Raw genomic sequence first — 22,187 nt, forward strand, 5'->3', positions numbered from 1 at the left:
ATCTGCGGCTACCATCGAAAATAGCTCGCGTTGCTTCGCCTATCCAGTCGCGGCGTCAACTGCGAAAAATGACAGCACCGAGAACGAGTGCAAGGCCTGACACGATCCCTAGCGTCTGCCACGGTTTCGCCCGAATCTGTTCTTCGCCGGCAACCACGGCGCTTCGATAGCCCGCGAGCAGAGTGTCTTGGGCACCGTCGAGGACGCCGTGTAAATCCGCCATTCGACGCCCTGCATGCGAGCGCAGCGCCTTGATTTCTTCGTGACTGGCATCGCGCAACGCGTGGTCGAGCTGACCCAGCAAATTGCGAATTTCCGCTGCGGTTTCTTTGGGCCGTACGCTCTGGACGAATTGGGCGCCGGCGTCGGTGTAACGATCCACCAGCTTGCCTGCGTCGCGTTTGGTTTTGCTCTTATTAAACAAGCCCATTTCTCTACTCCCGAAAAACTGCAAGATTGATCAAGGCAATATGGCCACCGGTAGGTAGCGGCGGGTTCAAGACCGCACCGGATGGTGGCCATAACGTTAGCGTGCCGTGGCTATTGCGCCGTTGCAACTCCGCCGTTATTAACTGCGCAGTTATAGGTGCGGGTTATAAGTGCGGGTTATAGGTGCGGGTTATGGTGATTAACCGCCACTGCCCCCGCCTGCGCCGCCGCCGGCACCACCACCGGCACCACCACCAGCGCCAGCACCCGCCCCGGCACCGGTGCCACCGGCCCCAGCCCCGACTCCGCCACCTGCGCCGGCACCGGTACCACCCGCTTTACCCATGCCGCCGCCGGGGCTGGTACTCATGTTGCCCATGTTGCCGTTGCTCATACTGCCGGCGGCTTTCTGGTTGTTAGGCTTCGACGAATACGAGGGGTTCATTTGCGAATTGCTTGAGTTGTTGGTCTGGGCTGCGGCGTACAGGCTGACGCTAGCCAACGATGCTGCTACTGCTATGGAGATTAGACGTTTCATAACTGCTCCTTAGGTGAGTGCCAATCGAAATGCTTCAATTGAACACAAAGGAGTCCGCAAATTACGTGCCGCAGCGCGCCGCACAGATAGCCGCGACCATGTCGCCGGGGCTATCCCGCGCGGCGGCAGGCACGCGGCGCTGGCTAGCGCCAACAATCTCATTGATGTGCTTGCAGCAAATCGGCCAGCTCATCGGCATGTTCTTCTTCCACTGCAAGAATTTGTTCGAAAATGCGACGCGTAGTCGAATCGGTTTTGCCGACGTAATCGATCATCGCGCGATAGCTATCGATCGCGATACGCTCCGCCACCAGATTTTCACGAATCATATCGAGCAGATTGTCGCGCGCCGCGTATTCCGAATGGCTGCGCTTGGTCAATTCGTCCGGTGCGAAATTCGGCTCTCCGCCCAGTTGGACGATGCGCTCCGCCAGCAGGTCGGCGTGACCCTGCTCCTCGTTCGCGTGTTGGAGAAACTCAGCGGCGACCGATTCGGAATGGATACCTTTGGCCATGTAATGATCGCGGCGGTAGCGTAAGGTGCACACGATCTCGGTCGCCAGCGCCGTGTTCAGCAGCTTGAGCACCGTGTCTTTATCGCCCTGGTAGCTTTGGGTAACGGCGCCTTCCAACATATGTTCGCGGGCTTTCGTGCGAATTTTGTCCAGGTCGATGACGAATGGGGTGTTTTTTACATTGCTCATGGCGAACTCTCTCTAGGTCGAAGGGGGTGGCAAAGAAACTCGACTACGGACTGATTGCGGGTTATCCCGAGATGTCCCGGATGCATCCCGAGAAATCGAGTGTGAATACGCGTTCCTACCAACGGATTCTTGAACAACAGGCAAGTCGCGTGCCTGCCTCGCTAATTGGGCTGTCTCCTCGTGGCCCTTGACCTTGTAGCCCTTGTAGCAGGCGCAAGGCCGAGCGGGCGCGATTGGGTTCGTTGTAAAAACTTCAATCGGGCAGTGTCTGTTTGACCGCACCCCTGGACACGTTCCAGCACTGGCGCAACAGTTGCTTGAATTCATTACCCGAAATGCTCTCTACGCGAGACCCACCCCCATGCCCAAGCCAAGTCAATCCGCCGGTGCAGAATCGCCACATCTCGACGAAAAGGAGCAAGGCCAGGCAGCCGAACATGCTTCGTTGCCCGCGCTGGTGATACACGAACTGGTGCGCGACGAAGGCGAGGCGGCGTTGGTACGCAACGCCGGGGCGATGTGGTGGTCCGCGTTGGCAGCGGGCATGTCGATGGGCTTTTCCTTTCTCACCGAGGCGATGTTGCAAAGTGCCTTGCCTGCAACGCCGTGGCGTCATCTGATCGCGGGTTTCGGCTATTGCATGGGCTTTGTGATCGTCATCCTTGGGCGTCAACAACTCTTCACTGAAAGCACGCTAACGGCCTTGCTACCGCTGCTCACCCGCAAGAACGCGCAGACTTTCGCCGCCGTTTTGCGACTCTGGGGCATCGTGTTACTCGCCAACCTGTCCGGCACCTTTATCTTTGCTATTGCGCTGACAACCCATGGCGTTTTCGCACCCGAGGTAACGCTGGCCCTGCAGGATCTATCGGCGCAGGCCATCCAGGGCGAGTTCTGGGCCACCGTGCTGCGCGCGGTTTTCGCGGGCTGGCTGATTGCGCTGATGGTCTGGCTGTTGCCGAGCGCCAAGGCGGAACGATTGCTCACGGTGGTACTGATCACCTACGTCGTGGCGATCAGCCACCTCTCGCACATCATCGCCGGCTCGGTCGAGGGTATCTATGCGGTGCTGACGGGGACCGCATCGGTTGCCGACTACTTCCTTAAATTCATGTTCCCGACTTTGTTAGGCAACATCATCGGCGGCGTGTCGTTAGTGGCGCTGTTGAACCATGCCGCCATCGCCGCGGAAATGCGCCCCGATGTGAGCGAAAAATAGTGGTCGACGAAGGTCGATGAAGGTCGACGGGGCCGATGGGGGCGACGGGGGGGGCGATAGCGGCAGCGCTTTTTACATGACGTGGAAAAAGTTACCGGCCGCTGCGCCTATCCGACCCTCTGGGCCGACGACACTTACCCGGGGCGAGCGGCCGCCGATAGTTCGCTATTGGGTATGTAAATTGCGGGCATACGGTCAGATTACGAACAACGGCGGTCCCAGCGATCGCTGCCCCGATACGAGGAGGCATCGTGAATACGACCGAACATAACGACGCGCGTGACAAGCATCCGGATGCTCCGGCGGCCGAAAGCCCAGATGGTGAAGTTGTCGCCGGTGGTGTGCGGGCGGGCGAGCCTCTGGCCGCAAGCCAGGATGTGCGTAATGCTGCAGGGCCTGACAGCACACTTGATACCGATGGAAAGACCACGGACGCTTTTCTCAATCGGACCCCGAACTTCGACAATGTTACGGGGTCCAACGCGTCCCCTTCGGACAGTGTAGCGACCGATCCGGTCGGCTTGGCCGGCTACGACAGCCGGCCTTACGGCGGTTCACCCGCCATCGCCGAAGCCGATGCATACACGGTGGAACAGGTCGGTACAGCCCGCGAACTACCGCCCTGGCACGCTGCGGCAGTCCCGGCGCGAGAGCCATTCGAGTCTGCGGAATCGCCTTTTACCTATGGAACGCGCGTGGTCAAAGTGCTGAAAATCACGCCCAAGGCGAAGCCATAGATTGTTATGAACTCCTGCCTGTCTGTTGAGATACTGTTTCAGTAATGTAACAACCTAGAGGAATTGCAAGGGGTGCGGACTTGGGCAACGAGGTACTGGACAATGGGTTCGTCGCGTGCCCTTTGCATGCCGTGTTTACCCTGCGGCCCGAGTTCAAGTGCATAAGCCGATGTGCATCTACACGATGCAACTAGTCTTGCATAAATTGCCGACGCTTTAACAGAGCGTGATTGGACAACAGGCTTAAACCCAGTACAGATTGGAGTTCCCATGAGAATTGCGCAAATATCGCCCCTGACCGAATCAGTCCCTCCGAAGCTTTACGGTGGAACCGAGAGGGTCGTGTCCTACTTGACGGAAGCCTTGGTCGAACTGGGCCACGATGTCACGCTCTTTGCCAGCGGCGATTCGCAAACCAGCGCCAAACTCGAAGCCGTTTGGCCGCAGGCTTTGCGTCTCGATCCGGGAATTCGCGATCGCTTTGCGCCGCACATGTTGATGTTGGAGATGGTCCGCCGTCAGGCCGATCAGTTCGATGTCTTGCATTTCCATCTTGACTACTACCCGTTCTCGTTGTTCAACCGTCAAGCGACCCCGTTTATCACGACCTTGCACGGCAGGCTGGATCTGGATGAGCAACAGCCGGTGTTCGACGCGTTTGAAAAAACACCGGTCATCTCGATCTCGAACTCGCAGCGGCAACCGTTGCCGCAGGCGAACTGGATCAATACCGTGTATCACGGCCTGCCGGAAACGCTTTATCAGCCGCAGCCGGTCGAGCAGAAATACCTCGCGTTCATGGGGCGAATTTCGCCGGAAAAGCGGGTCGATACGGCCATTCGAATCGCGCAACGGTGTGGCATGACGATCCGCATTGCAGCCAAAGTCGATAGCGCCGACCGCGAGTATTTCGATCGAGAAATCAAACCGTTGATGGATCTGCCACACGTTGAATTCATCGGCGAAATTGCCGATCACCAGAAGGCGGAATTTCTATCGGGCGCGCACGCGCTGCTATTTCCGATCGATTGGCCTGAGCCGTTCGGTTTGGTCATGATCGAAGCGATGGCGTGCGGCACGCCGGTGGTCGCGTTCAAACGTGGCTCCGTGCCCGAAGTGCTCGAGCACGGCGTGACCGGTTTCATCGTCGAGGACGAGACAGCCGCTGTGGCCGCGGTCAATCGCTTGCATGTGCTATCGCGTGCCAAGGTTCGCGAGTGCTTTGAGGCGAACTTTACTTCCAAGCGCATGGCGCAGGAATATGTGCGCAGCTATGAAGCGATCATCCAAAAGCAACGCCCGCGCTTGCGTGTGGTGGAGTGAAGCGCAGCTAGAGCAAAAGTGGGCGTGGCATAGCCGAAGCGGTTCGGGCGCAGTGTAAGGTTTTTGGGGTATTCTGCGCAATCGCTTCCCTAACTTTTGCTCTTAGCCGTCGCGTTCCAGGCGTCAGGCGAGAGTACTGCGCGCGTGCCATGCGCAAAGGCAATACGAGCGATGCCAAAAAGAAAAAATCTCGTTGTGATACCGACTGGGGTCCCTGGCTTGGACACCGTGTTGGGTGGCGGCTTGATGGAAGGGGGGCTGTATCTGGTGGAGGGCATTGCCGGGGCCGGCAAGACCATCATGTCGAGCCAGATCTGTTTTCAGCAAGTCCGCGCCGGTAAAAAGGTGCTGTACGTCACGTTGATCGCCGAGTCGCACATCAAGCTGATGCAGCACTTGCAACGCATGAGCTTTTACGATGAGTCCATGGTGTCGCGTTCGCTGCTGTTCATTAGTGGCTATCAAGAGCTGTTGCGCGATGGCATGACGGGTTTTCTGGCGCTGATTGCGCGCGCATTGCGCGATCATCGACCCGCGTTCATGGTGCTCGATGGTTTTCGCACAGCGCGGGAATTCAGCGAAACCGAACTGACGCTGGCCAAGTTTATTCACGAGCTGAATGCGCTGGTCTCCACCACGCGTTGCACCACCTTGCTGCTCGCGCCTTTGTCGGGCAATTTGCCGCAAGCCGAGCACACGCTCGTCGACGGGTTGTTTGAACTCAATCTGTTCACCACCGGCATGCGGCGTTCCCGCGAAATCGAAATTCATAAACTGCGTGGTGCCCACCATTTGCTGGGGAAACACTTCGTCAATATCAGCGGCGACGGGATGACGGTGTTCCCCCGACTGGAAGCCGTCGAGTCGCAGCGCGAAGCGGAGCCGATGTCGCTCACGCAGCGTCTTCGTTTCGGCATCCCCAGTTTCGACGAAATGCTGGTCGGCGGCTTGGTGCGCGGGTCGACGACCTTGCTCATAGGCGCGTCGGGCGCGGGTAAAACCTTGCTGAGCCTGAAATTCCTGGAAGAGGGTGCGCGCAATAACGAACACTGCATGTACTTCGGCTTCTATGAAGCCCCGGCCCGGCTGATCGGCAAAGCGGACGGCGTGCACATTCCGTTGCAGAAGTGGGTCGATAAAAAGCTATTGGAAATCGTCTGGCACCCCGCCATAGAGCTGTCGCTCGATGAGCTGGCGCACGATTTGCTGGCCAGAGTCGTGAAGCACAAGGTTTCACGCCTGGTGATCGATGGCGTTGACGGCCTGCGCAGCGCAGCGCTGCGCCAAGAGCGCTTCACCTTGTTCTTGAATGCGCTGACGCATAAGTTGCGCGAGCTCAATGTGACCACGTTGTTGACCGAAGAGCTGCCGTTCCTCGGCGGTGGTGAGCATCCGGCGTTGGCGCGCGCCTCGGCGATGACGGAGAACGTGATCGTGTTTCGCTACGTTGAGGTCGCGGCGCGGCAGCACCGGTTGATTTCGGTCATGAAGATGCGCGAGAGCGATTACGATTCGTCGATCCGCGAGTTTGTCATCAGCTCGCAAGGCATCGATATCGGTACGCGTTACCATCTGGGCGATCAGACATTCCTGCCGATGAATGTCGACCCGGCGCCGTTGGGCTCGGCCGTGGAAGTCCCGCAAAAGAAGCCACGAAAGAATGCCAAGGGAGCCACCGTCGGGCGATCAAAATGAAAACGATACTGATAGTCGACGACGAATTCGACATTCTCTCTGCGCTGAAGATGATTTTTGCGCTGGAGCAGTACCAGGTTTTGACGGCTTCCAATGGCCGGGCGGCGCTGCATGTCCTCACCGACCACCGGCCCGACCTGATCCTGACCGACTGGATGATGCCGGAGATGGACGGCACGGAACTGTGCCGCTTGGTCAAAGCCGATTCCGACATTGCCCATATCCCCATCGTCATGATGAGCGCGGCGCCGCGCGCGCCCGATGGCGACGTTTATTGGGATAAGTTTCTCAGAAAACCCGTGGAGATCGATTTGCTTTTGGCTTTGGTGAAAAGCTATATTCCCGACTGAAGTCCGATTGAAGTTTGCGCGTGGGCAGCGTTCAGCGCTGGGCAACTACCGCGCTCGCATCAACACCGCCACCGGCAACGTCGCGAGCACATCGCTCGCATAAATCCGGCCGGCACGCTGTGCCACCGGTTCCCCCGTCAACATATTGATCCAATCGCCGGCGCTCTCCAGCGCTGCGCTTGTTGGCGAGGCGCGTGGCGAACTCGTTGGCGCACTCATTGGCGTAACTACGGGCGGCGCGATAGGTATAATCAGCGCCGTATCCCGCCACAGCGCCGGCCCGATCAAGGGAACGGGGCGCGCGCCCTGCGCGACATCGCCGCCCGGCGTCGACATGCTCAACCGACTCGCGATCACCACCAGCGTCTGGGCTTGATACTGTCGTGCATGGCCGATCACATGGGCGTGTGCCGGGCCTTCGCAGGCCAGCGGCGTATAACTGCCGAGGGCGAACAGCGCCGGATGCGCGCGGCGCAGCGCCAATAGCGCGTGCACCAGCTTTTGCTTGATTCTGCCGTCCTGCCAATTGAGCAATACTTCCGGCCAGCTCGGGGCGTCTCGCAGGTCGGCGAGCAATTTCTCGAAATCGACCGGCCTGCGATTATCCGGGTCCACCATGCTGAAATCCCAGCTTTCGGAACCTTGATAAATATCGGGCACCCCCGGCGTGCTTAAATGCAAAGCCGTTTGCGTGAGACTGTTGAGCGCGCCGGCAGTCGCCAAGCGATGGGCGAAGCGGCCCACCGAGGCCAACAGCGAATCGGGCCGCGCGAAATCGCGCTCCAATGCATGCAGAAAATCGCCGCACGCTTTTTCGTAAGCCAGGTCGGGCGCAATCCAGTTCGAACGGCGCTTCCCCTCGCGCAAACTTTTGAGTTGCCATGCCTCGACCCGCTCGATAAGCGCGTGCAACGCCGGCGACCCACTTTGCTCGCGCGGGGCGGCGGCCGGTAAATCCAGCGGCCATGCGCCGATCAGCGTTTGATACAGCATCGATTGATCTATCGTGTCGGGGTGTGGGCCCAGGCGTTGAGCTTGTTCTATCCAGTCGAGCACGACTTCACGCCATTCGCTCGCCAACTCGCTCAACACGGCCAGCCGCGCCCGTGCGTCCGGTCCGCGCTTGTGGTCATGGGTGGCCGTGGCCAGCATCGCGCGCGGGAAATCGCGGGCTCGCGCGGCGATACGTTCGTGAAAAGCCTGCGGCGACAACGCGAACTCGTCGGGTTTGCTGCCGACTTCGTTGCGCGAGAGCAAACGTCCATAACGGTAGAACGCCGTGTCCTCGACCGACTTGGCCGCCAGCGGCGAAGTCAGTTGCTGGAAACGGGCCAGCGCGCGCTGGCGCAAATTCTCGGCAATGGGATCGGACTGTTGCTCGCTGCCGAGCCACGCTTGCAAGCGCATCAAAATAGGATGGTCGGCCGCGCGCAACGTGTGTCGCGCGGCATCCACCGCGGCCTGCAGGATGGCGTTGTCGGCGGGCTCGGCCGCGCCACGCCGGAAGTAAGTGCGATACACCGGGAAATAATGCAACAAGGCTTCGAGCGCGCGCTGGATCATCGTGCGCGTCAAGTCTTGCGTGCTCATGTCGAGCCGCGCCAGTTCATGCAGATAGCGCACCACGGTATCGCGCTCGCTGCATAAATTTTCCGAGAGGATCTGCCGGCGTGCCGCCAGCTCGTAGTGGGCGAAATCGGCGGGCTCCGCGCTCACGATGCTCCAAGTAGCGTCCAGCGACGGCGCGCCGGCGCTATCGTGCAGCACGGCCGAGACTTCGTTCATGAAATCGTAGCCGGTGGTGCCGTCGACCGCCCAACTGGTGCGCAGCGCTTCATCTTTAGCGAGGATTTTTTCCACCACAAAATAGGGATGTGAGTCGGGCTGTGAGTCGGACTGTGAAGCGCGCAAGCCTTCCGGGCGTTGCGCGGTCAATGCCGTCAACCTGCTGCGCAAGGTACGGCAATACGCAGCGGGATCGACCAGACCATCGACGTGATCGGCGCGCACGCCATCGATCAACCCTTCGCGGTAGAGGCGGAACACGAGCGCATGCGTGGCCTCGAACACTTCCGGTCGCTCCACGCGCAGGCCCACCAGTTCGCTGATTTCGAAAAAGCGCCGCCAGTTGATTTCGTCAGCCGCGGTACGCCACCACGCCAGCCGGTAATGCTGTCGTTGCAGCAGGCTATGCAGGCGCACGAGGCCATCGGCCGTGCGCGGATCGTGGGCTTGCACTAGGGCGGCCGCACCTTTCTCGTCGCGCAGCAATGTGCGTAAGGCATCATGCACGGCCTGCGTCACAGCGTCCGAGTCGTCGCTTGCTTTGCAACGCGTGGCGATCGCATCGAAACGGTGGCCCGGGTCGGCGCGCAGAATGTCGCCATAGCTGGGCAACGCGAGCGGCAAGCGCGCGTCGAAATAGCACAACTCGAAGTTGCACGACTCAGGTTCGAATGCGAGCGTCAGTTCGCCGGCCTTGAGCGCCTCGCCGTAGGGCTGGCCGAGGATGGGCAGCAACAGCTTGCCGCACAGCGCGGGATCGGGCACCTGCCAGTCGATATCGAAGAAATCCGCGTAGCGGCTCTTGCGCCCATGCGCCAGGACGTCGCGCCACCAGGTATTGTGCACGTACGATGCGGCCATATGGTTGGGCACGATATCGATGATCAGCCCCATGCCATGCGCGCGCAAAGTCTCAGTCAGTTCGCGCAGCGCCGCTTCGCCACCCAGTACCGGACTGACGAGCGTGAAATCCAGGACGTCGTACCGATGTTGCGAGCCCGGGCAGGCCGGGAAAATCGGCGAGACATACAGGTGGCTGATACCCAGTTCAGCGTAGTAGGGCACCTGCCGACGCGCGTCGATCAGCGTGAAATCGGCATGGAGTTGCAGCCGCGCTGTCGCACGCGGCGATGAGGGTTGCAACGGCGGTGACGGTTGCAATGACAGCGGCTGCGATGCACCGTCAGTGATTGGGTTCATTGCGATGTTCTCCGCGCCGCATTGAGTGCGGCCAAGCGTTGCGCAACGTCGTGAGTCGCCAGCGCGGTGTGGATGTCGCCGGGGTGGCGGCGCTGCCAGTTTGGATGCCCGGCAATGGTGCCCGGCACATTCGGCTGCTCGCGCGAGGCCAGCAGGTCTTCGATCGGGATGATCGCGAGCGGCGCGGGCGTACTGCCGACAAACCTGAGCGCCGCTTCGATAGGCGCGACGCTATCAGGCGCCGGACACTCGCCGCTGGCCGCCCCCGCCTCGAGCAAGGCTTGCCACAAGATCTGGCGATCCAGTTCGCGTTGCCGAAATACTTCGGCTACAGCCTGCCCGGGCTCCAATAAATTCAGTTGCTCGCGCCACTCGATATCGCGGCCGGACCACCACCCCGCGACACTGGGCAAATCGTGTGTCGTCGTCGTGGCAATCGATGCCGGACTCCATTCGCGCGGCGGCTTGAAAATTTCACGGCCGCCTTCGCCATGAGCCCGCTCGAACCAGAGCACGCTGATGCCCAACATGCCGTGCCGGCGCAGCTGGTCGTTGAAGCCGGCGGGCACCGTGCCGAGATTTTCGCCGATGATAATGGCGCGCGCGCGCCACGATTCGAGCGCGATCAGGCGCATCAAGTCATCGAAAGGGAAACGCAGATAAGCGCCCTCGGCCGCACTCGCGCCACTGGGAATCAACCACAAACGCGCCAGGCCCAGCGCGTGGTCGATGCGCAGCCCACCAGCCTGGCCCAATGTGGCGCGCAGCATTTCGATAAAGGCGCGATAGCCGTGCTGACGCAGGCCGCGCGGCGAGAACGCGGAGATTCCCCAGGCCTGCCCGTAAGGGTTATACATATCGGGCGGCGCACCCACCTGTAATCCTTTGAAAATTTCGTCCTGGCGCGACCATGCGTGGCTGCCCGAACCGTCGGTGCCTACCGCCAGATCGGCAATCAATCCGATCGCCATACCGGCCTCGCGCGCGCAGCACTGCGCGTGGTCCAGCCCCCGCGCGGCCAACCACTGCGCAAACAGATGAAAGCCGATTTCCTGCGCATGCTCGCGTGCGAACGCAGCCACCCCCGATGCTTGCGGATCGCGCTGATCCTCGGGCCAGTCGCGCCAGTTCGCAGCGACGGCATCGCTATCGGCATGAAATTGATGCAGTGCTTCGAAACAGGCATGGCTGTATAGCGCATCGCCGCCAGCCGTGCAGAACTGTCGGTAATCTTCGAGCAACGCTGGGGTGAGCAAAGCCTCGCGTTGCTCGAACAAACGCCTGAGGATGGCCAACCGGGTCGGCCCGAGTTCGAGCCAATCGATTTCCGCCAGATTGTCGAGCTGTTCCAGGCGCTCGAGCACTCCGAGCGCCGTTGCTGCATCGCTCACCGCTACCTGGCCGAATACCGCCGCCGGATCGATATACAAGGGGTTCAGGAACAGGCGGCTGGACGGTGCATACGGACTGTAGCGGCTCGCATCGGCACTGAACCCGGCATGGACCGGATTGATCGCAACCGCATCCGCGCCTTCGCGCGCGGCGGCGATGCAACATTGCGCAAGACTGCTGAAATCGCCGCTGCCGCCGGGGCCACTCGGCTCAGCGTGGCGCAGCGCATAGAGTTGTACGCCCAGGCCCCACAGCCGAGAATCGGGGCTGCGTGTGACGTCGCGCAGTGCGTCGGCGACGCCGTAGCATTGTGCGGGCGCCACCGCCACGGTAATGTTCAACGCGCCTAGCCTTAGCGCGTGATAGCCCCATGCGTTGATACCAGGCAGCACCAGTTCGTTGGAGCCGGCCGGTAGTGCGATGCCCGTGCGCGTCTCGCCGTTTTCCAGTTGTATCTCATAGGGTAGCGGGGCATCCGCCTGGGGCCAGTGCACATGCACGGGCTGATCGAGATCGGCGGTAATCAGTGGCACCGATTGCGGCGCGGCCGCCTCGGCGCACAGACGCGCATGGCTGGCTTGCGCCTGCGCCATGCTGCCGCATTCGATCTCCATCGCGCTCAGCACACGCTGCAATGCATCGGCGCTCAGCGCTTGCGGGTGGCCCAGCGCATTGTCCCAATGCGTGATGATGCCGACCACGTCGGCCAGCGCATATAGTGCGGCCTCGCTTGCGTTCTCATGCGCTTCGCCGCTGTCTTCGTCGCCGCTGCCGCTGCCGCCGCTGTTGTCGCCATTGTCACCGTAGGTCATATTCACGATTCAACCTTGTTTCAATCTTACGTTTCGAGCCATGCAACGGTGGTGTAGGCCGGCAGCAGCGCGCCTTGCTCGGGCACATAGGCGAGCAAAGGGTCGCCGCAGGTGACGAACAGCAAATGACCGGGCCGTGCGCATAGCGTGGGTTCGAAGGTCACGGCCGTATCCCCCAGGTTGCAGAACAGCGCCAGCACCGAACCATGGCTCGGATGTCCGATACGCCAGCGCGCCACCACGGCCGCCGGCCCCACCGCCTGCGCGCCCAGCGAAGTGACGGAGGTCAGATGCGGCACGAGTACCTGTTTGCGCAGTAGCAGCAAGGTCCGATAAAAATTGGTCCAGGGATTCACCTCACCCGTGTAATCGGCGGGTCGTGGGTACGAGGCCGCGAAGGTGTCGACGTGGTTGGGGTCGGGAATGCGCTCGCGCGATTGCTCGTCCGCAAACGCCGGAAAATGCGCAAATTCGCGGCGGCGGCCGACGCGTACCGCTTCGGCCAAGGTTTCGTGATGGCTGGTAAAAAATAGAAATGGCGTGGGCGAACCGATCTCTTCACCCATGAACAGCAGCGGAATTTGCGGACACAGCAATTGCAGTGCGATCGCGGCACGCAGCGCCGACGCGTCGGCGAGGGTGGTCAAACGCTCGCCCAGCGCTCGATTGCCGATCTGGTCATGATTTTGCAGAAACAACACAAAGGCGCTCGACGGCAGGTGAGCGCTCGGTTCGCCGCGTTTGATCGCAACCCCTGCGGTTCTGCTCAGGTGCGGCGACACCTCGCCCTGGTAAATGAACCCTTCGGCCAGCGCCCGCGCCAATTTGATCGCGGGCTGCTCGGCAAAGTCCGCGTAATAACTGTCGGCTTCGCCAGTCAGCAACACATGCAGCGCGTGATGCGCGTCGTCGTTCCACTGCGCGTTGAAAGGCTTGCCCAGGTGATGCGCGGCATTCGCTTCGTTTTCCAGCACCAGATGCACATGACGGTCTCCACCTAGCAGCGAGCGGATCGTAAATGCCGTTTCGTCCAGCCAGTCCGGATCGCGAATCGCATGCACGGCGTCGAAGCGCAACCCGTCGAAACGGAATTCGGTCAGCCAATACAGTGCGTTCTCGGTGAAGAAATCGCGCACTTCGCGTCGCCGAAAATCGATTGCGCCGCCCCACGGTGTGCTCAGGTCGTCGCGAAAGAACGATTGCGCATACAGGTTCAGGTAATTCCCGTCGGGGCCGAAATGGTTGTAGACCACGTCGAGCAGCACCATCAAACCCAGATCGTGCGCCGCGTCCACCAATGCCTTCAGTTCGTCGGGCGTGCCATAGCTGGCGTCGGGCGCGTACGGCAATACGCCGTCGTAGCCCCAATTACGCTCGCCAGGAAAATCCGCCACCGGCATCAATTCGATCGCCGTCACGCCGAGGGCGGCGAGCGCAGGCAACTGGGCCATGACGCCCGCAAAGCCACCGAGGACACCCGCGTGCAGCTCGTACACCACAGCCTCGTGCCACGGCCGGCCGCGCCAATCCCGGTTGCGCCAGATATAGGCTTCGGGGTCGGTTACCACGCTCGCGTCGTGAATATCGTGCGCCTGCGCGCGCGAAGCGGGGTCCGGCACGCGTTGCCCGTCGGCCAACCTGAATCGATACAGGGCACCCGCTGCGCAGCTGATTTCCGCTTGCAGCCAGCCGCGCACGGCATCATCGTCGGACCCATCGCCGAGTGCTTCCATGATCACCGGTTCTTGGCCGTCCACTTCGACGGCGACCGGGCCTGTCGCGTCCGGCGCCCACAGGCGAAACATCGTGCGCTCTCCGGCCAGGCGTTGCGGCCCGAAGCGCCAGGGGTAAGAATGCAGTTTGCTCATGGTGCTTGGCTCCCGGCTTCCCGTTCGGCGTCGGCCTGCGCATGGCGCTCGGCTTTTGCCTGCGCACGGCTTTCCACTTTTGCCTGGGCTGCGCTTTCAGTGTGCGCTTGTGCCGTGCTTTCCCCCTCGCTCTCCACGATACGAGCATGCAGCACCGTCACGCTGTGTGCTTGTACTGTGAGCCCCTCGTGCAGCACCGGATAACCGGGCTGGTCGGGCGCGTGGCTTTCCAGCATCACGTGCCAGTCCGCCGTGCCCGGAGGTATGGCGAACTCGGCAGCCTCGCCCGAGCCGTTGAACAGCAACAGCTCCAATGCGACCACAGCGGGTCGGCCGTGATCTTCAGGCACGCGGGTGGCACGCCGCAGCGCGAACGTGCGGCGTTCGCCGTCCGACCAATCCTCGGGCGTCATGCTCACGCCCGCCGGGGAAAACCAATCGATGTCGCGCAGCTCGGGCGTCAGTTGCGAGCCGTGCTGAAACTCCTGTACGGCGAGCGAAGGAGACGCCCGTCGCAACGCGATCAGCCGCGCGACGAAATCGGTCAGTTGCTGAGCCTGCGGGCCTTGCGCGGCTTGCCAATCGAACCACGAAATTGCGTTGTCCTGGCAGTACGCGTTGTTGTTGCCGCCCTGAGTGCGGCCGAACTCGTCACCACCGAGCAGCATCGGCGTGCCGAGCGAAAGCACCAAGGTGGAGAGCATCGCGCGCTGCACGCGACCCCGTGTTTCGTTGATCTCCGCATCGTCGCTCGGACCCTCGACGGCGCCGTCCGGACTCCAGTTGGCGCTGGCGTTGTCGTCGCTGCCGTCGCGGCTCTCTTCCTTGTTCGCTTCGTTATGCTTGCTGGCGTAACTGACCAGATCGTTGAGCGTGAAGCCGTCGTGCGCCGTGACGAAATTGATCGAGGCCCACACCTTGCGCCGGCGCCGGTCGAACAGATCGGCCGAACCCGAGATGCGCGCCGCGAGCTCGCCGATCTGGGCGCTATCGCCGCGCCAGAAACGCCGTACCGTATCGCGGTAGCGGTCATTCCATTCGGCGAAGCCAGGTGGGTTATTGCCCAATTGATAGCCACCGGGGCCGAGATCCCAAGGCTCCATAATCAGTTTGACGCGGTTGAGCACCGGGTCCTGGCGGATCGCATCGAAAAAGCCCGAGCCCTGATCGAAGCCGGTGCCTTCACGACCGAGCGTTACGCCCAGGTCGAAGCGAAAGCCGTCGATATGGAAGTGCTCGACCCAGTAGCGCAGCGAGTCCATGACCATTTGCAGCGCACGCGGATGCGACAGGTTCAAGGTGTTGCCGCAACCGGTCTCGTCGATGTAATGCCGCTCGTCGCCCGGCACCAGGCGGTAATAGCTCGCGTTGTCCAGGCCGCGCCACGATAGTGTTGGACCCATGTGGTTGCCCTCGCACGTGTGGTTGTAGACCACGTCGAGGATCACTTCGATGCCGGCGGCATGTAGCCGCAGGATCGCTGTGCGCATTTCCTTTAATTGGTTGCTCGATAGATAGGCCGGCTCGGGCGCGAAATACGACAGCGTGCTGTAGCCCCAAAAATTACGGAGCCCGCGCGCAATCAGGAAGCGATCCTGCAGGAAGGCCTGCACCGGCAACAACTCGATCGCAGTAATTCCGAGCTTGAGCAAATGGTCGATGAAGTGCGGCTCGCACAGCGCGCGAAACGTGCCGCGATGATTGGCCTGCAATTCTTCGCGCGCCATCGAGACGCCGCGCACGTTGGCTTCATAGATCACCATCTCATGCCAGGGGCGATGCAGCAGATGATCGTCGCCCCAGGTGAAGCTGTCGTCGCACACCACGGCTTTGGCCATGGCCGGCGCGCTGTCGCGGCGATCCAGCGACAAGTCGGCGCGTGTGCTTTGCATCCGATAACCGAACAGCGCATCGGACCACTGCACCGGTGCATTCAGTCGCTTGGCATACGGATCGAGCAGCAGCTTGTGGGCATTGAAGCGATGACCGTGTTGCGGTTCGTAGGGCCCATGGGCGCGATAACCATACACCAGCCCGGCCTCGGCTTCGGGCAGATAGCCGTGCCAGACTTCGTCCGTGCATTCGGGCAAGGGCAGGCGCGCGAGTTCCTTGCGGCCGTTCGGATCGAACAGGCACAATTCGATACTGCTGGCGTTGGCCGAAAACACGGCGAAATTCACGCCTAGCCCGTCCACCGTGGCGCCTAGTGGATAGGGGCGTCCCGGCAACAGGCGATCCGGGTAGTTGGATGACATTAAATCACCTCGGCGTGCGGATGGGTTGGGTCCGACAGCACCAGGTTGTATTTGAAGATCACCGTCGACAGAGGCGGCAACGTGAGCGTGAGCGACGCTAGGTGGCCGTGCGCCGGAATCGCGTCGGTTCGCACCGCGCCCGCGTTGCCCAAGTTCGATCCGCCGTAGTGCTGCGCATCGGTATTCAGACTCTCCTGCCATATGCCGCTGAACGGTACGCCTATCCGGTAGCCCGTGCGTGGCACCGGTGTGAAGTTGCAGACCGCCAGCACCACGTTTTGCTCGTGCGGCGGCTCGGCATAGCGAAAAAACGCGAACACGCTGTTCTTGTCGTCGTCGCCGACGACCCAGCCGAAACCTGCGGGCTCATGATCGAGCTGATACAAAGCCGGCGTTTGCGCGAGCAACTGGTTCAGGTCGGTGACCAGGCGCTGTATGCCCAGATGCTCAGGCTGTTCGAGCAGCGGCCACTCGATTTCGCCGTCGTGATTCCATTCCTTGTACTGGGCGATCTCGCCGCCCATGAACAGCAGCTTTTTGCCCGGGTGCGCCCACATGAAGCCGAAATAAGCGCGCAGATTGGCAAATTTCTGCCACCGGTCGCCGGGCATTTTCCCCAGTAGCGAACCCTTGCCGTGCACCACTTCATCATGCGAAAGCGGCAAGATGAATTTTTCCGACCAGGCATAGACCAGCCCAAAGCTCATGTCGTTGTGATGGTACGCGCGGTGTATCGGTTCGTACTCCATGTAGCGCAAGGTGTCGTGCATCCAACCCATATTCCACTTCAGCGCGAAGCCCAGGCCACCTTCGTCGACCGAACGCGTCACGCCCGGCCATGCGGTTGATTCTTCGGCGATGGTGATGGCGCCCGGGCATCGCTGCGCAATCACGCGATTGAGTTCGCGCAGGAATGCGACGCTTTCGAGATTTTCTCGACCGCCGAATTGATTGGGTATCCATTCCCCGGCTTCCCGGCTGTAGTCGCGATAGAGCATCGAAGCCACCGCGTCGACACGCAGCGCATCGATATGAAAATGTTCCAGCCAAAATAATGCGCTGGCTATCATGAAGCCGTGCACCTCGTTGCGCCCGAGGTTATAGATCATCGTGTCCCAGTCGCGGTGGAAGCCCTCGCGCGGGTCCGCATATTCGTATAGGGCGGTGCCATCGAACAGCCCCAGACCATGTGCATCGGTGGGGAAGTGAGCAGGCACCCAGTCGAGAATCACGCCCAGGCTCGCGCCGTGGCATCGATCGACAAAACGCGCGAAGTCGCGCGGCGACCCGTAGCGCGCGGTCGGCGCAAATTGCGAGAGCGGCTGATAGCCCCAGGAGCCGCCGAACGGATATTCCATCACGGGCATCAGTTCGATATGGGTAAAGCCCATGCCTTTGGCATAGGGGATCAATTGATCGGCCAGCAGATCCCACCCGCGCTCGGGGTCGTTCACATTGCGCATCCACGAGCCGACATGCACTTCGTAGACCGACATCGGGGTCTTTTGCACGTTCGCGCTAGCACGCTGTTCGAGCCATAGCGCGTCTTGCCATTCCAGCGCCCGCGGGTCGGCAATCACGGAAGCCGTCGCCGGCGGCGCTTCGGTTTGCCGCGCCACGGGGTCGGCGCGATGCGGCAACACCACGCCGTCGCGGCTGACGATTTCGTACTTGTAACGCGCACCCGGTTGCGCACCCCAACCTTGCGGTAGGAACAGCTCCCATACGCCCGCCGAATGCCGCAGTCGCATCGGATGCCGGCGACCATCCCAGCCGTTGAAATCGCCCACGACGGAGACGCGCATCGCGTTGGGCGCCCACACGGCGAAGCGTACGCCGGCAATGCCGCCGATTTCCATCATCTGCGCGCCCAGGCATGCGCCCAATTCCTGATGCCGACCTTCGCTGATCAAATGCAGATCAAGGTCGCCAAGCAACAGGCCGAACGCGTAAGGATCCGCGCTTTCCTGTATCACTTCGCCGCCATCCTGACCGGGCCACGTCACGCGTAGCCGGTAGCACGCGGCGAGCAACTGGTCGGTTTCGGGCGTGGGCAGCGCGAGCGCACCGCTGAACAAGCCCGCTGTGTCCTTGGCGGACTGTGGGTTGTCCTGTGCATGGGATTGCAACTCACCCAGCACTTTGTCCTGCACCACGACTTCGACGCGCAAGGCGCCCGGCACGAATACCCGCACCATCATGGTTTTCTTCTTCTTGCTGCGGCCGGCCTTCAGGCCCGGCACTTCGTGCGGCCCGAGCGTGCCGAACGGGTCTTGCAGCCGGCCGATGGCGAGCGCGTGCAGGACCTCGATCGACAACGCGCTGGGATGGACGTCGGCGAGATCGCCAGTAGCCTCGTTTGTAGCGGCGCCCGCGGGGGCATCGCGGGTCGTATCGGCACGTCCGGTTTGCGCTTGCTGCCGCGCATCGCCTTGTTGCGATCGTTCAATCGGCTTTTTATCGGTCGGTGTTTCTTCGGTCATGGTGACTTCCTTATTTCAGCAGGCGCTGGGCAATGGCAGCCAGGCCGCGCAGCGGCACGTTAATCCATGCAGGGCGATTGGCGCTTTCGTAGCAGACTTCGTAAGCGGCCTTTTCCAGAGTGAATAGATCGAGCAGCGCTTGGGCATCGCGTTTCTTGCCGAAGCGATGCGGAATATTTGCGGTCGCTTGCCAGTAGGTGGTGAGGAAGGCGCGTTGCGTCTGCGCCAGAAAGCGCGTCAGCAGCGTTTGACGGTGCGCACACGCGGCCTCGGTCAAATCGCCGGGACCGCTATAAGCGGCCATCGCGGCGACATAATTGAACGAGCGCAGCATCCCGGCCACATCGCGCAAAGGGCTGGTGCGTGCGCGCCGCTGGTCCAGCGGTTTGACGGGTTCGCCTTCGAAATCGACGAAATAAGCGTCGCCTTGCGCGATCAATATTTGACCCAGATGCAGATCGCCGTGGATGCGTGTGCATAGCGAACCGATGCCGGCGTCGGCGAGCTTGGCAGCTTTTTTCAGCAGCGCGTCGCGCTGGCCGATCAACTGGCGCGCCATTTCCATATCTTCCTCGCTGCGATGTTCGGACGCGGATGCGTAGTGGCTCACCGCTTCGAGCGCACACTCGATCTGCTGTTGCGCCGCCTGCGTCCATCGCTGCGTGTCGGCCGTGCTCGCGGGGAACGGTGCGAACGCGTCGTCGTCGGTGGGCCGGGCAAGAGTCAGGTGCAATTCACCCAGCCGCTGTCCGAGGTTCGCCGCCCACTGTTCGTATTCCTCCAGTGCTTCATCGAGCAGCGCATCGACCGGGGCCGGTGCGCGCGCGTCGGATTGCATTTCCGGCGCTGCCTCCACCAGCGGCAGTGCGACCAGATCCGCGATGTCGCGGCCCAGCGCATCGAGCGCCCATTGCCATGCATCGCTTTGATTGTGAATAAAGCCCTGCAGCACACCCAGCACATACAAGGTGCCCTGCGCGTCGACGCGTGTGACCTCGCCCAGCATCGGCGCGATATTGGCATAGCCCGCGCGCGTCAGATAAGCGCCCATTTCGGCCTCGGGATGTACCCCGGGCTGACAGCGGCGGATCAGTTTGAACATGGCAAGGTTGCCGATCACGACCGAGCTGTTCGACTGTTCCACCGACAGATAGCGTATTTCAGCCGTTGGGCCGAGCGCCTCGTCGGCACTGAAGTCGGCGTAGCGCTCGCTGCGAGAGAAGCGCAGTTCGCCATCGCCGCAAGGCAGCACGGCCTGTTGGCCGATCAATTCGATGACGCGATGCACGAACTCCGGCAAGGCAAACGCGTCGGTCAAGAGCCCAACCCTGCGGCCCTTGCGAACGCGCGCCAGCGCCAACTGTTCAGGCAGCGCGGAGGAGGCCTCGTCCTCGGCGATGAAACCGAACGGCAGCACATAGCGGTCGCTGCCCGCCTCGGTGGTGGTCACGATTTCGGTGAGCAACAGCGCGCGTCCAGGGCCGCCCAGTTCGACCGCGATATCGATGCGGGTCTGCGGTGCTTGCTCTTGCTTGGCCGCGTACCAGCGCCGCCCACGCAGGTACGCGGGCAGCGTTTCGCGTTCGAGCACGCCTAAGGAAGGTTCTTTTAACAAGTCGGGCACTCCATTTCGTAGTACCAGCGTGTGGAATTCAGGCAGCACGGCGGGCTGTGCGTACGGGCGCTCGAACGTTTGCGTTTCGGTGGCGAGCACGAACCAGTAGAAACCGTAAGGCTGCAGGGTCAGCAGATAGGGCAATTGCCCGATGGCCGGGAACGCTGCGCCACCGACCATCTCGATGGGCGTGCGGCCCGCGAACAGCGACAAATCGAGTTCGACCGCCTGCGAGGCACGCGATACATTGGCCACGCATAGCAGCGTTTCGTCCGGGTGCGTGTCGCCATCGGTGTATTCGCGCAAGTAAGCGAGCACTTTGCGGTTGTTCGGATACAGCAGTTTCAGGGTGCCGCGGCCGAAGGCGCGGTGCTGCCCGCGTACTTCGAGCATGCGGCGCACCCAGTTGAGCAGCGAATGCGGGTCGGTGCTTTGCGCTTCCACGTTGACCGCTTCGTAACCGTACAGCGGGTCCATGATCGGCGGCAGCACGAGGCTGGCCGGATTGGCGCGCGAAAATCCGCCGTTGCGGTCGGGCGACCATTGCATCGGTGTGCGCACGCCATCGCGATCGCCGAGGTGGATGTTGTCGCCCATACCGATCTCGTCCCCGTAATACAGCACCGGCGTGCCCGGCATCGACAGCAGCAGCGTGTTGAGCAGCTCGACGCGGCGCCGGTCGCGTTCCACCAGCGGGGCGAGCCGGCGGCGGATGCCCAGGTTGATGCGGGCACGGCGATCCGAGGCGTAGTAATTCCACAGATAGTCGCGCTCTTTGTCGGTGACCATCTCAAGCGTCAGCTCATCGTGGTTGCGCAGGAAAATCGCCCATTGACAATTGGGCGGGATCTCCGGTGTCTGCCGCAGGATATCGGTGATCGGAAAGCGGTCTTCCTGGGCCAGCGCCATATACATGCGCGGCATCAGCGGGAAATGGAAGGCCATATGGCACTCGTCGCCGGGTGTGGTGCGCGCTTCGGGGTCGCCGCCGAAATACGGCTGCACGTCCTCGGGCCACATATTGGCTTCGGCCAGCAGCAGGCGATCGGGGTAAAGGCGATCGAGCTCGGCGCGTATCGTTTTCAGGATCACGTGGGTTTCCGGCAGATTCTCGTTCGAAGTGCCTTCGCGTTCCACCAGATAAGGCACGGCATCGAGCCGCAGGCCGTCCACGCCGAGGTCGAGCCAGAAGCGCATCACGGCGAGCACCGCTTTCAACACTTGCGGATGGTCGAAATTCAGATCGGGCTGATGCGAATAAAAGCGATGCCAGTAATACGCGTTGGCGACCGGATCCCAAGTCCAGTTCGACTTTTCGGTGTCGCAGAAGATGATGCGCGTGCCCGCATAGGCTTGATCGTTATCGGACCACACATAGTAGTTGCGCGTGGCCGAACCCGCCTTGGCCTCGCGAGCACGCTGGAACCACGGGTGCTGGTCGGAGGTGTGGTTGATGACCAGTTCGGTAATGACACGCAACCGGCGCTTGTGCGCTTCGGCTACGAAGCGGCGCAAGTCGGCCAGCGTGCCATAGTCGGGATGGACATCGCGATATTCCGAAATGTCGTAACCGTCGTCGCGGCGCGGGCTCGGGTAGAACGGCAAGAGCCAGACTGTATTGACGCCGAGCGCGGCAATATAGTCGAGCTTCGCGATCAGCCCGGGAAAGTCGCCTATGCCGTCGCCGTTCGCGTCGAAAAACGATTTCACATGGACTTGATAAATGACGGCGTCTTTGTACCAGAGCGGGTCGTGTAGCTCGTCGACGCTAGGCGGGTTCAT

Annotated in this window: 14 protein-coding genes; 5 read left to right on the top strand and 9 right to left on the bottom strand. The window is 61.5% G+C overall.

From position 1 onward, the window contains the following. Window positions 1–55: 55 nt before the first annotated feature. The 3 genes from GSQ77_RS09700 to GSQ77_RS09710 all read right to left on the bottom strand — a co-directional run bounded on the left by GSQ77_RS09700 (window position 56) and on the right by GSQ77_RS09710 (window position 1,671). Window positions 56–430 (bottom strand): YqjD family protein, encoded by a 375-nt coding sequence (locus tag GSQ77_RS09700; protein ID WP_158901454.1) that lies wholly within the window; start codon window positions 428–430, stop codon window positions 56–58. Window positions 431–628: 198 nt separating this feature from the next. Beyond that, window positions 629–967: a hypothetical protein gene (locus tag GSQ77_RS09705; protein WP_158901456.1), complete on the bottom strand. Its 339-nt coding sequence runs from the start codon at window positions 965–967 to the stop codon at window positions 629–631. A 158-nt stretch (window positions 968–1,125) separates the two neighbouring features. Continuing rightward, a complete protein-coding gene (locus tag GSQ77_RS09710) occupies window positions 1,126–1,671 on the bottom strand; it encodes a bacterioferritin (protein ID WP_158901458.1) in 546 nt (181 codons plus the stop codon). A 361-nt stretch (window positions 1,672–2,032) separates the two neighbouring features. Between GSQ77_RS09710 and GSQ77_RS09715 the strand changes: the two genes are divergently transcribed. From GSQ77_RS09715 to GSQ77_RS09735, 5 genes are all read left to right on the top strand, one after another. Continuing rightward, window positions 2,033–2,890: a formate/nitrite transporter family protein gene (locus GSQ77_RS09715; RefSeq protein WP_158901460.1), complete on the top strand. Its 858-nt coding sequence runs from the start codon at window positions 2,033–2,035 to the stop codon at window positions 2,888–2,890. Window positions 2,891–3,141: 251 nt separating this feature from the next. Continuing rightward, entirely contained in the window at window positions 3,142–3,627 is a 486-nt protein-coding gene (locus GSQ77_RS09720; protein ID WP_158901462.1) for a DUF3005 domain-containing protein, read from the top strand. Window positions 3,628–3,897: 270 nt separating this feature from the next. Then, the gene (locus GSQ77_RS09725; protein WP_158901464.1) at window positions 3,898–4,950 is read left to right on the top strand and encodes a glycosyltransferase family 4 protein; all 1,053 of its coding nucleotides are present in this window, start codon (window positions 3,898–3,900) and stop codon (window positions 4,948–4,950) included. Between the two features lie 171 nt (window positions 4,951–5,121). Then, window positions 5,122–6,645, top strand: coding sequence for an ATPase domain-containing protein (locus GSQ77_RS09730; protein ID WP_158901466.1), 1,524 nt, complete (start codon window positions 5,122–5,124; stop codon window positions 6,643–6,645). Then, window positions 6,642–6,995 (top strand): response regulator, encoded by a 354-nt coding sequence (locus tag GSQ77_RS09735; protein ID WP_158901468.1) that lies wholly within the window; start codon window positions 6,642–6,644, stop codon window positions 6,993–6,995. The genes GSQ77_RS09730 and GSQ77_RS09735 overlap by 4 nt, the downstream gene beginning before the upstream one ends. A gap of 45 nt (window positions 6,996–7,040) precedes the next feature. Here the strand turns inward: GSQ77_RS09735 and treY are convergent, their stop codons facing one another. The 6 genes from treY to treS are packed head-to-tail and all read right to left on the bottom strand — an operon-like array spanning window position 7,041 to window position 22,187. After that, window positions 7,041–9,980 (bottom strand): malto-oligosyltrehalose synthase, encoded by a 2,940-nt coding sequence (treY, locus tag GSQ77_RS09740; RefSeq protein WP_158901470.1) that lies wholly within the window; start codon window positions 9,978–9,980, stop codon window positions 7,041–7,043. Further along, complete coding sequence (gene malQ, locus GSQ77_RS09745) at window positions 9,977–12,184, bottom strand: 4-alpha-glucanotransferase (protein WP_158901472.1); 2,208 nt, start codon at window positions 12,182–12,184, stop codon at window positions 9,977–9,979. The genes treY and malQ overlap by 4 nt, the downstream gene beginning before the upstream one ends. 26 nt (window positions 12,185–12,210) lie before the next feature. After that, window positions 12,211–14,052 carry a malto-oligosyltrehalose trehalohydrolase gene (treZ, locus tag GSQ77_RS09750; RefSeq protein ID WP_158901474.1) on the bottom strand — a complete coding sequence of 614 codons (1,842 nt, stop codon included), beginning with the start codon at window positions 14,050–14,052 and terminating at the stop codon, window positions 12,211–12,213. Further along, window positions 14,049–16,307: a glycogen debranching protein GlgX gene (glgX, locus tag GSQ77_RS09755; RefSeq protein ID WP_158901476.1), complete on the bottom strand. Its 2,259-nt coding sequence runs from the start codon at window positions 16,305–16,307 to the stop codon at window positions 14,049–14,051. Before glgX ends, treZ begins: the two co-directional genes overlap by 4 nt. Further along, complete coding sequence (gene glgB / locus GSQ77_RS09760) at window positions 16,307–18,790, bottom strand: 1,4-alpha-glucan branching protein GlgB (RefSeq protein WP_158901478.1); 2,484 nt, start codon at window positions 18,788–18,790, stop codon at window positions 16,307–16,309. The genes glgX and glgB overlap by 1 nt, the downstream gene beginning before the upstream one ends. A 10-nt stretch (window positions 18,791–18,800) precedes the next feature. Next, complete coding sequence (gene treS, locus GSQ77_RS09765; RefSeq protein WP_158901480.1) at window positions 18,801–22,187, bottom strand: maltose alpha-D-glucosyltransferase; 3,387 nt, start codon at window positions 22,185–22,187, stop codon at window positions 18,801–18,803.

Origin of the sequence: Burkholderia sp. L27(2015), assembly GCF_009765705.1 — a bacterium.
In the GTDB taxonomy this organism is placed as follows: Bacteria; Pseudomonadota; Gammaproteobacteria; order Burkholderiales; family Burkholderiaceae; genus LMUX01.